This is a genomic window from Actinoplanes subtropicus (assembly GCF_000721705.1).
Taxonomy (GTDB): domain Bacteria; phylum Actinomycetota; class Actinomycetes; order Mycobacteriales; family Micromonosporaceae; genus Actinoplanes; species Actinoplanes subtropicus.
Map to the genome: position 1 here is coordinate 33635 of NZ_JOJL01000051.1, position 15393 is coordinate 49027.

Annotated in this window: 12 protein-coding genes and 1 tRNA gene; 7 read left to right on the forward strand and 6 right to left on the reverse strand. The window is 69.5% G+C overall.

Annotated elements, in window-relative coordinates; all coding sequences use genetic code 11:
- The first annotated feature begins 72 nt into the window (after positions 1-72).
- The 3 genes from IH26_RS0147595 to IH26_RS0147605 all read left to right on the forward strand — a co-directional run bounded on the left by IH26_RS0147595 (position 73) and on the right by IH26_RS0147605 (position 4725).
- Positions 73-2058, forward strand: coding sequence for a DUF6311 domain-containing protein (locus IH26_RS0147595; RefSeq protein WP_034217692.1), 1986 nt, complete (start codon positions 73-75; stop codon positions 2056-2058).
- An 82-nt stretch (positions 2059-2140) separates the two neighbouring features.
- Entirely contained in the window at positions 2141-3919 is a 1779-nt protein-coding gene (gene mptB, locus IH26_RS61725; RefSeq protein ID WP_030442935.1) for a polyprenol phosphomannose-dependent alpha 1,6 mannosyltransferase MptB, read from the forward strand.
- Positions 3920-3978: 59 nt separating this feature from the next.
- Positions 3979-4725, forward strand: coding sequence for a methyltransferase domain-containing protein (locus IH26_RS0147605; RefSeq protein ID WP_245666017.1), 747 nt, complete (start codon positions 3979-3981; stop codon positions 4723-4725).
- A 118-nt stretch (positions 4726-4843) separates the two neighbouring features.
- Here IH26_RS0147605 and IH26_RS0147610 read toward each other — a convergent pair whose 3' ends face one another.
- The gene (locus IH26_RS0147610) at positions 4844-5569 is read right to left on the reverse strand and encodes an IucA/IucC family C-terminal-domain containing protein (RefSeq protein WP_051809830.1); all 726 of its coding nucleotides are present in this window, start codon (positions 5567-5569) and stop codon (positions 4844-4846) included.
- Between the two features lie 306 nt (positions 5570-5875).
- On the opposite strand from IH26_RS0147610, the gene IH26_RS0147615 reads away from it, so the two are divergent.
- Positions 5876-7408: a peptide deformylase gene (locus IH26_RS0147615; RefSeq protein ID WP_030442938.1), complete on the forward strand. Its 1533-nt coding sequence runs from the start codon at positions 5876-5878 to the stop codon at positions 7406-7408.
- Positions 7409-7413: 5 nt separating this feature from the next.
- On the opposite strand, the gene IH26_RS0147620 is transcribed toward IH26_RS0147615, so the two are convergent.
- Positions 7414-8529: a globin domain-containing protein gene (locus IH26_RS0147620; RefSeq protein ID WP_030442939.1), complete on the reverse strand. Its 1116-nt coding sequence runs from the start codon at positions 8527-8529 to the stop codon at positions 7414-7416.
- 147 nt (positions 8530-8676) lie between these two features.
- Here IH26_RS0147620 and IH26_RS0147625 point away from each other — a divergent pair, with 147 nt between their 5' ends.
- Positions 8677-9444, forward strand: coding sequence for a CPBP family intramembrane glutamic endopeptidase (locus IH26_RS0147625; protein WP_030442940.1), 768 nt, complete (start codon positions 8677-8679; stop codon positions 9442-9444).
- Here the strand turns inward: IH26_RS0147625 and IH26_RS61730 are convergent.
- The gene (locus IH26_RS61730; RefSeq protein WP_051809822.1) at positions 9441-10832 is read right to left on the reverse strand and encodes a hypothetical protein; all 1392 of its coding nucleotides are present in this window, start codon (positions 10830-10832) and stop codon (positions 9441-9443) included. The genes IH26_RS0147625 and IH26_RS61730 overlap by 4 nt on opposite strands.
- A gap of 425 nt (positions 10833-11257) precedes the next feature.
- Between IH26_RS61730 and IH26_RS0147640 the strand changes: the two genes are divergently transcribed.
- Positions 11258-11348: transfer RNA gene (locus IH26_RS0147640), tRNA-Ser, on the forward strand.
- A 710-nt stretch (positions 11349-12058) separates the two neighbouring features.
- Here the strand turns inward: IH26_RS0147640 and IH26_RS0147645 are convergent.
- Both IH26_RS0147645 and IH26_RS0147650 read right to left on the reverse strand, forming a co-directional pair.
- Positions 12059-12592 carry a group II truncated hemoglobin gene (locus tag IH26_RS0147645; protein ID WP_063763889.1) on the reverse strand — a complete coding sequence of 178 codons (534 nt, stop codon included), beginning with the start codon at positions 12590-12592 and terminating at the stop codon, positions 12059-12061.
- Positions 12593-12630: 38 nt separating this feature from the next.
- Positions 12631-13344, reverse strand: coding sequence for an MBL fold metallo-hydrolase (locus IH26_RS0147650; protein ID WP_030442942.1), 714 nt, complete (start codon positions 13342-13344; stop codon positions 12631-12633).
- A 242-nt stretch (positions 13345-13586) separates the two neighbouring features.
- Here IH26_RS0147650 and IH26_RS0147655 point away from each other — a divergent pair, with 242 nt between their 5' ends.
- Positions 13587-14156, forward strand: a complete 570-nt coding sequence (locus IH26_RS0147655) for a TetR/AcrR family transcriptional regulator (RefSeq protein ID WP_051809824.1) — start codon at positions 13587-13589, stop codon at positions 14154-14156.
- A gap of 227 nt (positions 14157-14383) precedes the next feature.
- Here IH26_RS0147655 and IH26_RS0147660 read toward each other — a convergent pair whose 3' ends face one another.
- Positions 14384-15127 carry an MBL fold metallo-hydrolase gene (locus IH26_RS0147660; RefSeq protein WP_030442944.1) on the reverse strand — a complete coding sequence of 248 codons (744 nt, stop codon included), beginning with the start codon at positions 15125-15127 and terminating at the stop codon, positions 14384-14386.
- Positions 15128-15393: the final 266 nt, after the last annotated feature.

The following is a 15393-nucleotide window of genomic DNA, read 5'->3' on the forward strand; positions in this document are numbered from 1 at the left end:
CATATCGGCTCGATCACGCATGGGCCGCTCGACACAACAACGTTACCAACCTCGGTTAGGCTCGCCCACGCTATGACGATTACGGGTTATGACTCGACAGGCCAGTCGGCCGGCGGGAACGTTCTGCCGCCCCGTCAAGTGACCGACCTGGAAGACCTGGACGCGGAGCTGCGGGCCCTGGATACGGACGTCGACACGGTCGCGCCGGTCTCGCCCGTACCCGATGTTGAGGCCGCCCCTGAGCAGCAGCAGGAGCCCGGCCGGCGGCTACGGGTCTGGCGCCGGCTCAACTGGCGGGACGTCCTTGCGATAGTGACTTTCGTCGCTGTGGCGCTCTACGTCACGTCGTCACTGTGGATCCATCCGGGTCACGGATCGGCCACCGACCCGCAGGATCAGGCCTTTTTCGAGTGGATGCTCGCGCACGGCGCAAGAGTCGTCACCGACGGCGCATATCCGTTCTTCTCGGATCGCATGAATTACCCCGATGGGGTGAACATGATGGCCAACACCTCGGTGCTGGCCGTTTCCCTGCCGCTCACTCCGGTGACCCTGTTGTTCGGGCCGCATGTGGCGTTCAACGTATTCCTGACTCTCGCGTTGTCGCTCACCGGTATCTCGTGGTATTTCGTGCTCTCCCGGCAGTTCGTGCGTTCCCGGCTGGCGGCCTGGGTCGGCGCTCTCTTCTGCACATTCGCGCCGAGCATGGTGTCGCACGCCGGTGGCCACCCGAACATCGTCTCGCAATTCCTGGTGCCACTGATCATCTGGCGTACGCTGCGACTCCGCGCGGGACGCGCCCTGCGCAACGGGTTGATCCTGGCTGGTCTGCTGGTCTGGCAGGCCTTCATCAACCTCGAGATCCTCTTCATGACCGCGGTCGGCCTGGGCGTCTTCTGCGTCATCATGGCGGTGGTCCGGCGCAAGCGGTACCGCGGTGAGACACGCGCTTTCCTGCGCGGTCTACTGGTCGCGGCGACAGTGGCCGTTGCGGTACTTGCCTATCCGCTGTCCGTTCAGTTCTTCGGCCCGCAGAGCTATCAGGGCCTGCCGCAGTTCGTCCGTAACTTCGGGGCCGACCTCGGTTCGTTCACCGCCTATTCCTCGCGGTCGGTCGCCGGAAACTCGGTGGTCGCCGACCGGCTGGCCCAGAATGCGCAGGAGGAGAACGCGTTCTTCGGCTGGGGCTTGGTCATTTTGTTCTTCGGTCTGATCATCTGGATGCGGCGCCGGGCGGCCGTCGTGGCGCTCGGTCTGGTGGCGCTGCTGTACGCCGCGATGTCGCTCGGGCCGCGAATTTTCCTGAATGGGATCAACACCGGTGTTCCCGGCATCTGGGCCGTACTGCACAGCGTCCCGGTGCTGAACTCGGCCGTGCCGACCCGCTGGGCGATGGCCATCGCGCCGGTCGTCGGCATCCTGCTCGCGCTCGGCGTGCAGCGGGCCGGTGACCTGATGAAGGCGCAGCCGTCCGCCCGCGGCCCGGTCCGGCTCGCGATGATCACGGCGGTGGCCATGGCGCTGGTGCCGCTGGCGCCGACCCCGCTCAAGACCAGGCCGCAGGCGCCCACCCCGGCGTTCGTCACGTCCGGCGAGTGGAAGCAGTACGTGGACGACAACCACACCGTGGTCACCCTGCCGTTGCCGGACTCGGGCTACCCCGACCCGCTGCGGTGGAGCGCCGCCACCGGCCAGGACATGCGGATCGCCGGGGCGTACGCGCTGCTGCCCAACCAGAACCCGCTGAACCCGAACGATCACACCGCCCTCTTCTCGCCGCCGTGGCGGCCGACCAGCGGGCTGATGGCCTCGATCAAGCAGGGCAACCCGGTTCCCGAGATCAGCGACACCCGCCGGGAGATGACCCTCGCCGACCTGCGGTACTGGAAGGCCGGCGTGATCATGATGACCCCGCAGGCCCACGACGTCGAGATGCTCCGGGTGATGACCGACCTGCTCGGCTTCGAGCCGACCTGGACCGGCGGCGCCTGGGTCTGGGACGTACGCGATCTGGTGGACGACCCGAACGCGGTGCTGACCGGCCCCGACATCTCCTGAGTGGGGTGGCGGTCGCCTGACCGCCCCCCGCCGTTTCCCCGATCCGGACCTCCCGGACACCAGTGTTCGTGAGCATCGATGAGTGCCGCGCCTCGTCCAGCTTCGCTACCTCGGCCTCGCCGCCGCGGTGCTCCTCGCCGCCGTCGCCTGGCTCGGCGGGGCCCTGCCGCACGGCAATCTCGCGTCCACGCCGCTGACCATCGCCAAGGGCCCCTTCGGGGCCGTCATTCTCGGCGGCTGGCTGGTGGGCACGGCGATTTTCGCGTACGCGTGGTGGGCGGCCCGCGATCGCGTCCCGTCTGGTCGCTGGTCGTTGCGGACCGCGGCCCTGTGGACGGCGCCGTTCCTGATCGTCCCGCCCTGCGGCAGCCGCGATGTGTATTCCTACGCCTGCCAGGGTTATCTGTACGTGCACGGGATCAGCCCCTACACGCACGGCGTGAACGCGGCGGACTGCCCGTGGATCGGCGGTGTGTCGCCGATCTGGCGGAACACCGAGGCGCCGTACGGGCCGCTGTTCGTGTTGCTCTCCGCGGCGGGGGTGCGCTTCGCCGCCGGTTCGTTCCTGCTGATTGTGGTGTTCTTCCGGGTGCTCGCGCTGCTCGGCCTGCTTGGCGTCGCTGCCGGGCTGCCGGTGCTGGCCCGGCGGTGCGGCATCGCGTCGGCCCGGGCGTGGTGGGTGGCGCTGGCCGGGCCGCTCGTCGGCGCGCATCTGGTCGGCGGGGTGCACAACGACGCGCTGATGGTCGGGTTGGTGGTTGCCGGCCTGGCGCTGGTCACGCTGGGCGCGCCGCTCGACCCGGCCGGCCCGTTCGGCACGGTCGGTGGACTCGGCGGGGCTGGCCGACTGGGCGGGGCCGGCCTATTGGGGGTGGCGGGACATTTCGGTGCGGCCAACCAGGTCGGCGCGGGTGGTCATTTTGGCGTGGCCGGCCACCGCGTCGATCGGGCGGCGACTCGGCCGGGGGTGGTGGCGCGGGACGGGGCGATGGCGCGGCCGGATGCAGGGACGCCGTTGGGGGTGCGGACGGGCCCGGACGGGTGGGGTTGTCTGGTCGCGGGTGGGCTGTTGCTGGGGCTCGCCGTGGCGATCAAGGTGACCGCGATCGTGGTGGTGCCGTTCGCGGTGCTGCTCGTGCTCGCCCGGCCGTACCGGTGGCGGCAGGCGCTGCTGGCCGGGAGTCTGGTCGGCGGCGGCACGGTGGTGGCCATGCTTGGCCTGACGATCGCCTCCGGGCTCGGGTACGGCTGGATCGGCGGCATGGTCAACACGAAGGACCTCGTGCAGTTCACCTCGCCGCCGACCGCGATCGGGATGACCGCGACGTATCTCGGCAAGCTGATCTATTCCGGCTTCGACGCGGTGCCGACGGTTCGGATGCTGGCGTTCCTGCTGTTCGCGCTGCTGGTGGTCGCGCTCGGCTGGCGCAGCGCGCTCTGGGGCCGCTCCGGCGACCGGCTGGGCGCTCCCGGTCGGCTGCTCAGCCGGTTGGGCGGTCCGGCCGCGCGGGCCGCCGATCCGGGTGCCTCGGCGCTGCGTGGCGCCGCCCTCGCGCTGGCCGCCACGGTCGCTCTCTCGCCCTACTTCCACCCCTGGTACGCGTACTGGCCGCTGGCCCTGCTCGCCGCCACCTCGGTCCGCACCGACCTGATCATGGCGGCGGCCACCGCGGGACCGTTGCTGGTGCTGGCCGACGGCGGCGGCCTGGCCCGATTCGTGAAGTTCCCGGGCGCGCCGCTGATGACGCTGCTGCTGATCGGGTTGCTGGTGTGGCACCTGCGCCCGGTGGCCGGCCCGCGGACCCCCGTGATGCCGGAGTGCGCCCGGTTCGGCCGGACGGACGTGGCGTCGACCGGGTGAGCACGGCATCTGCACAGGAGCTTCACCAACCAGTGGAGATCATGTGCTTCCGTGGGGTGATGACCGACCAGATCAGCTACATGGACACGGCCGCGGCGACCGACATCGGGCTCGACTACAAGCGCCGTTCGGTGGCCGGGCTGGACCTGCGGCCGGGGCTGACCGTGGCGGACATCGGTTGTGGGCCGGGCACCGATCTGGGCCGGCTCGCCGACGCGGTCGCGCCGGGCGGCTCGGTGATCGGGGTCGACCGGGATCCGGCGATGCTGGCCGAGGCGCGGCGGCGGCATGCCGCCACGGCGGGCGTCGAGGTGCGGGCGGGCGACGTGCACGGCCTCCCGCTCGCGGACGCGTCGGTGGACCGGGCCCGGGTCGATCGGCTGCTGCAGCACGTACGCGATCCGCAGTCGGCGATCGGGGAGGTGCGCCGGGTGCTACGGCCCGGCGGGTTGTTCGGGATGGCCGAGCCGGACTGGGACACCTTCGCGGTGGCCGACGACGACGTGGCGACCAGCCGGGCGTTCGCCAGGTTCGTCGCGGGCCGGGTGCGTAACGCGACGATCGGACGGGACCTGCCCCGGCTGTGCGCGCGGGCCGGGTTCGGGGTGCGTTCGGTCGAGCCGATCCCGGTGCTCTTCCGCGACTTCGACATCGCCGACCGGCTTCTCGGGCTGCGGCGCAACGCCGAGCGAGCGGTCGAGGCGGGCGTGCTGCTGGACGCGGTGGCGGCGGACTGGGTGGGCCGGCTGGCGAGCGGGCCGGTGCTGGCCGGGTTCACCTTCTACCTGGTGGTCGCCGAGGGCTAGGTTTTGGCCATGCAGGACAGCCCGGCAGCCGCGCGCGGAGGGTGACCAACGACGGCGCCGGGCGCGTCGATGCGGGACCGGACGAAACCCCGTACTTCCGGGGTCTGATCTTGATCTTTTAGCCCTTGTCCTTGATGCAGCAGCCGCGGCAGACCTTCGGGGTGGGCAGGGTGAAGGCCAGGCAGCAGGTCTTGCGCTGGACGTCGAGCCGGCCGGACGGGTCGGGGACGAGCTCGATCAGGTCTTCGACGCCGAGGGCGCGGAGGAGGCGCGCGATCGTCTCGGCAGAGGAGCCCGGGAGGGCGTCGGCCGAGCGGAGGACGCCGTAGGCGACGCCGGACGAGAGCGAGCCGAGCAGGGTGCGTTTGCCCAGGTGTACGCGGTCGTGGAGGGCGTTGAGCAGCGGGGTCAGGTGCTCGGCGAGCAGCGAGCGGCGGAACTCGGCGAGCAGCGCCTCCTCGTCGGGGACCACCCGGACCTGCGGGAGGTGCGAGAGGGCGAGCGGGTCGTTCGGCAGGACCGCGATCGGGGTGCCGGGGCGCAGGCCGAGGGTGAGCAGCGGGCGCGGGTCGCGGAAGTGCATGAGCACGTTCGTGCCGGTCAGCAGCGGGATGCGGCGGGCGCTCGCGAAGCCCAGCACGGCGGGCAGGGCCAGCCAGTAGGTGTACGCCTTCCAGGCGAGCGCGGCGGCGGCGGGCGGCTGCGCCTTCCAGCGGGCGCCGGCCGACTCCAGCAGCAGGTCGAGACCCTCGCCGGCGAGCAGCGACGCGGGGCGCCAGGCCGCGGTGTCGTGGACCAGGAGGTCGGGGGCGAGGCCGGGGATCGCCGTGCTGGTGCCGAACATCGACCGTAGCGTGGCGGTGATCGGGGAGAGCGGCTGGAGCGACCGAGTCTCGAGGGTAGTGGTCACTGAGTAGTAGTCACCCCTTCACCTCCGGCTCAAGACGCCCCACCGTACACCTCTAAGGGTAGCCTAACCAACAGCTGCAACCCCGATCTTTCGGACGAATACCCTCGGCAAGGGTTGCCTAACTCGGCGTTGACGCGTTGCCGGATTTGTCAAGGTACCTGTCGGCAACGCGCTACTAGCACCTTGCGGACACGACGCGGCGGGGACACTGAAGTTCTCGTCGCGAAGGGGACATCGATGATGACCACCTCGCCCGTCGAGCGGGCCGCTGACCAATTTGTGACGGCGCTGGCGCACTGGCGAGTCGAGCGCGGGATGAGCAAGAAGCAGCTTGCCGCGCGCATGGGGTTCGATCCCTCCTATGTGAGCCATGTCGAGGGGCGGCGACATAAGCCGACCGAAGACTTCGCCCGCCGGGCCGAGGCGGTGTTGGGCGCCGGCGGGGTGATCTGGCAACGCTTCCAGGAGTACGACGAGCTTCGCCACGCCCGCGGGGCGGCCCTTCATCGCGACCCGCCGGTGCCGGTCCAATGGCTGCCGCCGGGCACCGGGCTGATCGTCGAGCAGGAGGTCGCCGAGCTGCGGTACGAGGACGGCCTCTACCGCTGCCGGGTGCGGCGCAACCTGTACAACGCGGGCGCCGAGCCGGTCACCCGGTACCTCGTGAAGATCGCCGTGGACCGCTACCCGCACGACCCGGCCGGCTCCAACCGGCACCACCGCGAGCACCCGCTGACCTTCGACGAGATGGCGCTCGAGGCGCTGGCCGGCGAGGGCGCGGCGACCGAGCTCATGCAGTGGCGGGTCAAGCTCGACCGGGACGCGGCCAAGGAGGTCTGGCTGCTGTTCGCCAACGACCGGGGGCAGTTCCCGCTCTATCCGGGCGAGCGGACGGTGATCGAGTATTCGTACTCGGTCGGCATCGAGAAGTGGGGGCAGTGGTTCCAGCGGGCGGTGCGGCTGCCGACCCGCCGGCTGACCGTACGGCTGGACTTCCCGGCCGGCTTCGACCCGCAGGTCTGGGGCGTGGAGACGTCGCTGGCGGCCGAGGTGCCGGTACGGACCCCGCTGGAGCGCCACGAGGAGCGGAACCGGGCGATCTTCGAGTGGTCGACCGACGCGCCGCAGCTGAACGCGCGCTATCGGCTGGAGTGGCGGTTCCGGGGGCCGGGGGCGCCGTCGTACGCCGAGTTCGCCCCGGCCGAGCCGAACGGGCGGCCGCGAGCCTCGCAGCAGATGCGCGGGATCGGCATCGTGCAGCGCGGCTCCGACCTGCTGCGCCAGCGAGCCCGGCACTTCCAGCTGCCGCGCGAGGAGGCCGCCGCCCGGGAGGTGGTGACCGCGCTGCTCGGCTCGCTGCGCCGGCTCGAGGAGCTGCACGACTTCAGCAAGGGAGTGGGGCTGGCGGCGCCGCAGATCGGCCGGTCGGTGGCGGCCGCCGCGGTGCGCGGGCCGGAGTCGGGAGCCGAGCCGATCGTGCTGCTCAACCCGCGGGTCGTCGGCGAGTCGATCGAGCGGGACGAGCAGTACGAGGGGTGCCTGTCGTTCTTCGACTATCGCGGGATGGTGCGCCGGCCGTTGCGGGTCGAGGTGGAGCACGCGCGGTACGACGGGACGCGGGTGATCACGACGTTCGAGCGTGCGATGGCCCGGCTGGTGGCGCATGAGATCGACCACCTGGAGGGGCGGTTGTACGTGGATCGGATGAGCGCGGAGTCGAACCTGGTGCCGGTGGCGGTGTATCAGCAGACCGGGAAGCCGTGGGACTACTGAGCTGCCTAATCGACATCGCTGAAGCTGTCGTATTTTATGCGGATTGAGGGGACCTGCAGTTCGGCGAGCGTCTTCAGGGTCGACTTGACCATCTGGCCGGAACCGGAGACGAAGAAGTCGTGGTCGCTCCACGGGCCGTAGCGGGCGACCACCTCGGAGATGTTGCCCTGCTCTCCGGGGAAGGTCGGGTCGTCGCTGCACGCGGTGACCACCGACAGCCAGGGGTAACGGGCCGCCAGCCGGTTGAGGTCGGCCAGGTCGTAGAGGTCCTCCCGGTTGCGAGCGCCGAAGAAGACGTGCACCCAGCGGGTCCGGTTGTACCGGGTCAGCTCCTCGAGCAGCGACTTGATCGGCGCGAGCCCGGTGCCGCCGGCGATGAACACCGCGTCCCGGGTCGACCGCCGGTCCAGGGTCATCGAGCCCATCGGGGCGGCCAGCTTGATCATGTCGCCGATCGCGAGCCGGCGGACCAGCGCGCTGGACACCCAGCCGGCGCCGATCGCGCGGACATGGAAATCGAGAGTGTTGTCCCGGCGAGGAGCGTTGGCGATCGAGTACGTGCGCCAGAGCCGCGGCTGGTACTTCGGCGTCTCGATGCTCAGGTACTGGCCGGCACGGAATTCGAGCGGCTGAAGCGGCTGGACGGTGAGGACGGCGATGTCCTGGGAGCGGCGCTCGTGCGCCACCACCTCCGCGTACCAGTAGGGCGGGTTCGGGTCGGCGTCCGCGCCGGCGAGCATCCGAGCGGCGATCACGGCGTACGCGTCGGCCCAGGCCTGGTCGTACTCGATGCTCCACTGCTCGCCGGCGTACGTCCGCATCGACTCGATCAACGCGCCCCCCACCACCTCGTAGTGTTCTGGTTCCACGTGGAACTTGCGGTGGTCCCGGCCCAGCCCCCGCAGGTAGTCGTCGAACTTCTCCGGGTCGTCCAGGGTCTGCACCGCGGTCACGATCGCGTGCAGCAGGCGGGAGCGTTGCAGGTCCATCTGTACCGGGAACAGGTCACGCAGGTCCGGGTGGGACAGAAAAATCCGGGCGTAGAAGTAACCGGCGACCTTCTCCTGATGCTCCTCGACGAGACTCCAGCTCTCTTTGAGCGTGCGTGCGAGGTCTGCCATGGGGTTCAGACTGAGGCATCTCAATCGGGTAGCCGACGTACGAAAAGTGCGACTCGTCTCAGTGTCCGGCGCGTCGCTTGCCCTGATAGGTCCGTTTGTGCTTAGGGGAGCGGTCTCCTTCGAGTGATCGCTCCTAGAGTGGTCGGCGTGACCCTTGATCGAGTCCAGCCCACGCGGCGCTTGCTCACCGTCGAAATCGTCATCGTGTTGCTGCTGTCGCTCGGTCAGTCGGCGGTCTACGCGGTGGTCTCGCTCATCGCCAAGCTGACCGCCGGCAAGCCGCTCTCCCAACAGGCGGCGGTGCTCAACGCCTCCCAGTCGCCGCGGCCGTACCTGGACCTGACGTACCAGCTGCTCGGGATCTTCTTTTCCCTGGTGCCGGTGGCGCTCGCGCTCTATTTACTGAGGCGCGACCAAGTCTCGATCGGCCGAACCCTGGGCCTGACGGCCACGAAACCCCGCTTCGACCTGGGCTGGGGTGTGTTGCTTGCCGCCGGCATCGGGATTCCCGGGCTGCTTCTGGTGTACGTGGCGCAACTCCTCGGCATCAACGCCCAGATTGTGCCGTCCGCCCTGAATCCGGCCTGGTGGACGGTGCCGGTGCTGATCCTGTCCGCGATCGAGAACGCGGTGCTGGAGGAGGTGATCGTTGTGGGGTACCTGATCACCCGGTTGCGGTCGCTGTCGGTGCCGCTCGGATGGGTCGTGGTGGCGTCGGCGGTGCTGCGCGGGTCGTACCACCTTTATCAGGGGTTCGGAGCGTTCGTGGGGAACGCGGTGATGGGGGTGGTGTTCGCCCTGTTCTTCCTGCGGTTCAAGCGGGTGACGCCGCTGATCGTGGCGCACAGCATTCTGGATATCGCGGCGTTCGTGGGGTACGCGTTGTTGCCGCATTCGTGGCTGAGTTGGGTCTAGGGCTGTTTGTAGTAGGCCTCCGCGCGGGCGGCGGTCATCCGGGCCGACGCGGTGCTGCCCAGGACGGCCGCCAGCAGGCTGGTGCCGGGGAAGTAGCGGTTGGCGGCGCGTAGAGCGGTCCAAGCGCCGGTTTGCGTGGCGACCGCTCGGCCCAGGCGCCAGAGCGCCGTGCTGAGGCCGCCGTTCTCGTCGGCGGCGGCCAGGGCTTCCTCGGCATCGGCCCTGGTGGGGTGGACGCGGGTGATGACCAGCAGGTCGGCGGCGCGCCGCGGGTCGGTGGGATCCAGGCCGTACGCGGCGGCGACGTGCAGCACGATCTCGGCGTGCGTGATCGCGGCGGTGCCGAGCAGCGTGATCGGGGCGTAGGAGCCGGCCACCGCGCCGAAGACGCTGGTCAGGCTGCCGAAGCGGGTGAACTGCTGCGTGGCCAGGCGGGCCAGGGCACGGTCGGAGGCGGCGGGGTAGGCCTCCCGGGTGCGGAGGGACCAGTCGCGGGCGCGGGGGCCGATGGTCTGGACGGCGGCCAGGGCGAGGAGTTCGGGGGTGCGGCCGGGGGTGGCTAGGAGTTTGGCCCAGGCTTCGATGCGGGTGGGCTGGTCGGCGGGGAGTTCGGCGGACCCGGTGGTGGCCGGGTCGGGTCGGATGGCGACCTCGGGCGCCGGCTGGGGAGGAGTGGGGAGCTCGGTCTCCGGCTTGGGAGGAGCGGGGAGCTCGGGCTCCGGCTCGGGAGGAGCGGGGAGCTCGGTCTCCGGCTCAGAAGGAGCGGGGAGCTCGGGCTCCAGCTTGGGAGGCGCGGGGAGCTCGGCGAGGGTTGGCTCTGGTTGCGGGGCGACCTCGGGCTCCTCGAGTCTTGTCGGCTCGACCGGCTCGGCGGCGTCGGGCTCGGGCTGCTCGGCGGCCGGCGGGGTCGGCTGGGGCTTGGGTGCGGCCGTGGGCTCGGGCTGCTCTGCGGCCGGCGGGGTCGGCTGGCGCGGGGGTGCGGCCTCGGGCCTGGGCTCGGGCGCGGTGGTGGCGACGGTGTCCGGCTCGGGCGGAGTCGGGGTTGTGGGCTTGACCTCGGGCTCTGGTGGCGCGGCGGCCGTTGTGGGGGTGGCCTTTCGAGGGGCTCGCTTGGCGGGGGTGGCCTTCTTGACCGGGGTGGCCTTCTCGATGGGGGCCTTCACCGGGGTGGCCTTCTTGACCGGAGCGGCCTTGACCGGAGCGGCCTTCTTTGCGGGGGTGGCCTTCTTGACCGGGGTGCGCTTGGCGGCCGTCGCCTTGGTGCTGTCGGGCTTGGGGGCCGGGCTCTCCGCTGGCGGGGCCGCCGATGCGTCGGCGCGAGGCTCCGCGGGGTTCGTCGGCGACTCGGGGACCTGCTCGTCCTCGGGAGGGCGGCGGGGCGGGCGCACCCTTCGGGGCGGTTCGGAGTTTCGGGGGGATTCGTCGGGCCGACGGCGCTGCGTACGGGAAGGTGGTTTTGTGGAGGAACGGGCCGGAACGTCGCCGGACGCCGGAGTCTCACCCGGGTGATCCTCGGCACTCGGCGGCCGGAACGTGACCGCCGGAGCCGACTTCGCCGGCCGGCGCGGCGCCGGCGCGGGCGACTTCTCCTCCGGCGTGGGCTGTGCGGGCGCACTGAACGCGGGCCCGACGGAACGACCGCGACGCTCGCTGGGCGGCTTCTCCTCCATGCCGAGGCAGCCTAGTCGCAAAGGCGGCGTTTCACCTGCTGGAGTCCCGTGCGCATGCCCGCGGCGCGCGAGGTGGGCAACCTCTTTGTGCGCCCGTGACCGGGTCCGGTATCCTCAAGCGTCGGCAGCTCACGAGCCGCCGGGGAGACTTCGCCTAGTCTGGTCTATGGCGCCGCACTGCTAATGCGGTTGGGGTTTTAAAGCCCCTCCCGGGTTCGAATCCCGGAGTCTCCGCGTGTAAAGCCGGTGTGTATGCTGGCGGAGCACCGAGCGCCCGTAGCTCAATGGATAGAGCATCTGACTACGGATCGAAAGGTTTACATCCTTTCTCGGTGTCACCATCTTACATGCCTTGTGGCCCGTGAACTGCGGAAACGCGGATCGCGGGTCTTTTTCGTGTCCCATTTTTCGAGGGGAATTTCCCAAAATGTGGGACGGTGGTGCTCGGATGGTGATCGGCTGTTTCGGAACGGTCCGTGCTCGCCCCGGGTGATGCGGCTCGGCTGGTGTCGTTGCGTCTACCGGCCCCCAGACGCGTTGACTAGCCCGTCGAGGCCTGGAGCCATCGTTCTCGGCCGTCCGGTCCGGTAGCGGCCTGGCCGGCTACGGCCGGACGGGGGTGCTCGCGTGGAACCCGCGAACCGCCGCCGGGATCGGTCTGGGGTGGCCGACCGCTTGGTATCAGCACGGGCGAGGTCGACGCGCGCCGAGGCTGAGGCCCGCGCGGCTCGTCCGGCCGCGTACCGGGCAAGTGTGCGCCACTGGTCCCTGGCCATGGCCACGGTCCTGGCGGCAGCCGCCTCGAGTTTGGCTACGGCGGATCCGTCGGGTCCCTTACCGATCGGGGTGGACTGACCGAGCGGCACAACTGTTGCCCGCACTCGGGGCAGCCGACATCACCCGAAACGAGACCCGAGGTTGGGATGACCCGGCCAGGAGGGGCGTCACGCTACGTGGCCAACATGCCGGCGCCAAACATGCTCATTTGCCGATGACCGCGCACTCGATTTTTCGCCGGGATTGTAGGGCGGAGCGACGCCCCATCCCCAATGCAGGACCGGTGCCTGGTAATCGAGATTGGCGCCCGGCGTGGAGTTGATCACCGCGAACCGGGTTCCCCACTCGACGTAGCCCATGAACGCGGCTCGGAACTCCGGGTCGGCGGGCAGTTCCGCGTCGTCGGCGGCCAAACTCATCAGCGACGCGAAACGGAACCGCTGCTCGGGTGTGATGGCGAGGTTGGCGTGCCGGTTGATCATGTGGTGGTGACCACCGAAGTTCTCGGTATATCCCTCCACGCCGCCGAAGACCTCGATCCACCACGCGACGACGTGCCGGCGGTGCTCGGCGGACACGCCTCCGGGGAACAACGGGGAGATCAGTTCATCGTTCTCGACTCGGTCGTAGAACGCGTTGATCAGCCTGGTGAAGGCGGCGTCCCCGCCAGCCCACTCGTGGAGGCTCGGCAACTCTGACATGCTGGGCAGCTCCCGGTTCGTAGGTAGCGCCTTGGTGGCTAACCGAGCGGGTCGGGGACGATGACGGCGGTCGCGGCAGCGTGCAGCTTGGCGGTGTCCGGACCGCGCAGGGCCCGGCCGTGGCCGAAGCAGACGGTATCGACGTCGATGGTGGCAAACCGGCGGAAGGATTCGCGGGCTTCGGGACGATCGTTGTTGAATGGGCCGAGGATGACCTGGCCTTCGTGCTCGGTCGCGACGTCGCCGGTGAACAGCACCCCAGCTTCGGTGAACAGCAGTGCGATGCTGCCGTCGGTGTGCCCAGGGGTGGAGAGGACCCGTGCGTGCAGCGCGGGGAGGTCTTCGTCGTCGCCGAGTTCGCGGTCCACTCGGCAGGTCGGCGCCGCGGGGATCGAGCCCGCGATTTTCGCGTAGAACCCCTCCTCGGAGTGCGTCAGGGCCGGCAAAGATCCGTCTTTGTCGCCACGGATGATCGGGGCGTCGGCATGGTGGGCCCAGACTTGAACTGCTGGCCAGGAAGCCAGTTCAGCAGCTGATCCCACGTGATCGGGGTGCCAGTGGGTCAGCAGCACGTGAGTCAGTGCCCCGCGGTCGAGGCCCCAGTCCAGCAGCGCGGCGGCGATCGCGTCGCCCTGCCCAGCTATGCCGGTGTCGACGAGCACAACCTGCCGGCCACGGCGCAGCAGATAGGCCTGTCCCGGGCCGCTGTCGAGCACCATCCGCAGGTCGGGGCGCAGATCGATGACATTCACGAGTAGCTCGATTCTCTCCGAGGTGCGAGCCGGTTCAGCTCACGGTTGTGAGGTTACGGGTGGGAGTATGGAAGCGGCAACCCCCCATTCCGGTTTCCCGCCGGAGCTAAGCCGCTGCCCGCAGTCGATGGACGCAGGGATCGGGGACTGAACGAGATAAGCTCACGGCCGTGAGCACAACGGCTGCCCGGTCCCGGCGACGCAATCCGCGCGGGTCCGGCCAGGCTCTACGGGCCGAGATCGTGTCGGCGGCCCGGGCGATCCTGATCGAAGAGGGCTACGAGAGCGCGGTGACGCTGCGCGGCGTTGCGCGGCGGGTCGGCATCGCCCCGCAGTCGATCTACCCGCATTTCGACGGGCCGGACGAGATCGTGCAAGCGGTCACTGTCGAGACCTTCGCCGAGCTGGGCCGTTTCATCGCCCATGCGAAGACCGGTATCGAGGCTCCCCGAGATCGGCTTCTCGCCGGTTGCCGGGCGTACATCGCGTTCGGCCTAAGCAACCCGAACCTGTACGGATTGCTCTTTCGTCGAAATCGCCTGCTTCGCGGCGAGGAAGCGGGCCCGGCCGACACCGCACAGCCCGATACCCGCGACCCGGACGGCGGACCGTTCGCCTACCTGATGGACGGTATCCGACAGTGCATCGCCGACGGTTCCTCGGCAGCGACCTCGGTGCTTTCCACCGCCGTACAACTGTGGACCGCCATGCACGGCCTGGTCCTGCTGCGGGGAAGCGGCTACCAGTTCCCCTGGCCCGACCTCAGCCAGACCGAAACCGAACTCATCAGTTCGATCGCCAAGCTGCGCTAAACGTAAACGCGCTACGTGGCCGGGTCGAGGAGGACGCCGTCGTCCTCAATCGCTCATGCGCGAGGAACTCGGCCGGGTGACCTCATTGGCCGCGATCAGCTCAGTACTTGGGCGTGTTCCCCACTCGGCTTGCGGGTGCCTGCTCGTTCCGATCGGCGAGCGTCATGCTCAGACGGCGCCCGGCGTGGATCGTGAACGGTGGTCGACGGCGGATGCGGTCCGAGTGTTCAAGCCAGGTCGACGGCGAGGTCGCTTACGGCGGCGTCCACGGTGCCCCCGTACGTCTCGCCGGCCGCCGCCACCGCGATCTGCGGGTCGGTTCCGGGCCAGAAATGAGTCAGGAGCAGGCGATCTGCGCCTGCCTCGGCGGCTTGCCGGCCGGCTGTGCGTGCGCTCGACAGGTACCGCCGTGAATGGTCTGGCACGTGAACCGGGTAGGTGGCCTCGGTCAGCAGCAGGTTCGCCTCCCTGGCCAGATCTACGACATGTCGGCTCGGCCCCGAGTCGCCGGTATAGGCAAGTGTTCGACCATCGGCGTCCAGGCGGATACCAGCGTTGGGTACCCAATGTGGCAGGAGGCGGGCTTCGGCTCGGAACGGCCCGAGTTCGAACACCGCGTCGGGGATCACGTCGTGCACCACGTATGCGTCGTCGAGCATGCCGGGACGGTCCAGTGCCAGGACGGCGTCGAGCGCACCCGCCGGTGCGTAGACCGGTAGAGGTGATGAGGATCGGCCGCCCAGCGAGCGGGCGCGCAGCAGTGGATTGAGGTCCGCGCAGTGGTCGGGATGGCCATGGCTGATGAATACGGCATCGATCTCTTCCGCGGAGACTCGCGTCAACAACCGCGGGACGGTCGCATAACCGAGGTCGAGAAGGAGCCGGAACCCGTCGTGCTCGATGAGGAATCCGCTGCACGCCTCGCCAGCCTGAGGCCATGCACCGCACGCGCCGAGAACCGTGAGCCGCATTCAAGGAATGCTATCTACAGGACCTTCTTCACGCGGCCACCGACATCCTCATCTGCCGCAATCCGGTGCGACACGATGTCGCACGTTATGAGTAGTTTCGTCGACAAGGAGGTTCGACGCGATGTCGAAGACGTGACTCCGGTCAGTGTCCTGGACCGGTCCCCGCTCCTGGTGTTGAACGACGTCCTGCATGACGACGGTGGTGCCGGGTGGCGACGTTCCCGGCGATGATGAGCTTGAGGGCTGTCTGCGGGTGGCCCTTTGTT

Bases quoted from the DNA above. Each gene is read 5' to 3' on its own strand.
- IH26_RS0147615 (WP_030442938.1), top strand. From the start codon at position 5,876: ATGACCACCTCGCCCGTCGAGCGGGCCGCTGACCAATTTGTGACGGCG.
- IH26_RS0147610 (WP_051809830.1), bottom strand. From the start codon at position 5,569: ATGTTCGGCACCAGCACGGCGATCCCCGGCCTCGCCCCCGACCTCCTG.
- IH26_RS0147605 (WP_245666017.1), top strand. From the start codon at position 3,979: ATGACCGACCAGATCAGCTACATGGACACGGCCGCGGCGACCGACATC.
- IH26_RS0147645 (WP_063763889.1), bottom strand. From the start codon at position 12,592: ATGTCAGAGTTGCCGAGCCTCCACGAGTGGGCTGGCGGGGACGCCGCC.
- IH26_RS0147660 (WP_030442944.1), bottom strand. From the start codon at position 15,127: ATGCGGCTCACGGTTCTCGGCGCGTGCGGTGCATGGCCTCAGGCTGGC.
- IH26_RS0147595 (WP_034217692.1), top strand. From the start codon at position 73: ATGACGATTACGGGTTATGACTCGACAGGCCAGTCGGCCGGCGGGAAC.
- IH26_RS0147620 (WP_030442939.1), bottom strand. From the start codon at position 8,529: ATGGCAGACCTCGCACGCACGCTCAAAGAGAGCTGGAGTCTCGTCGAG.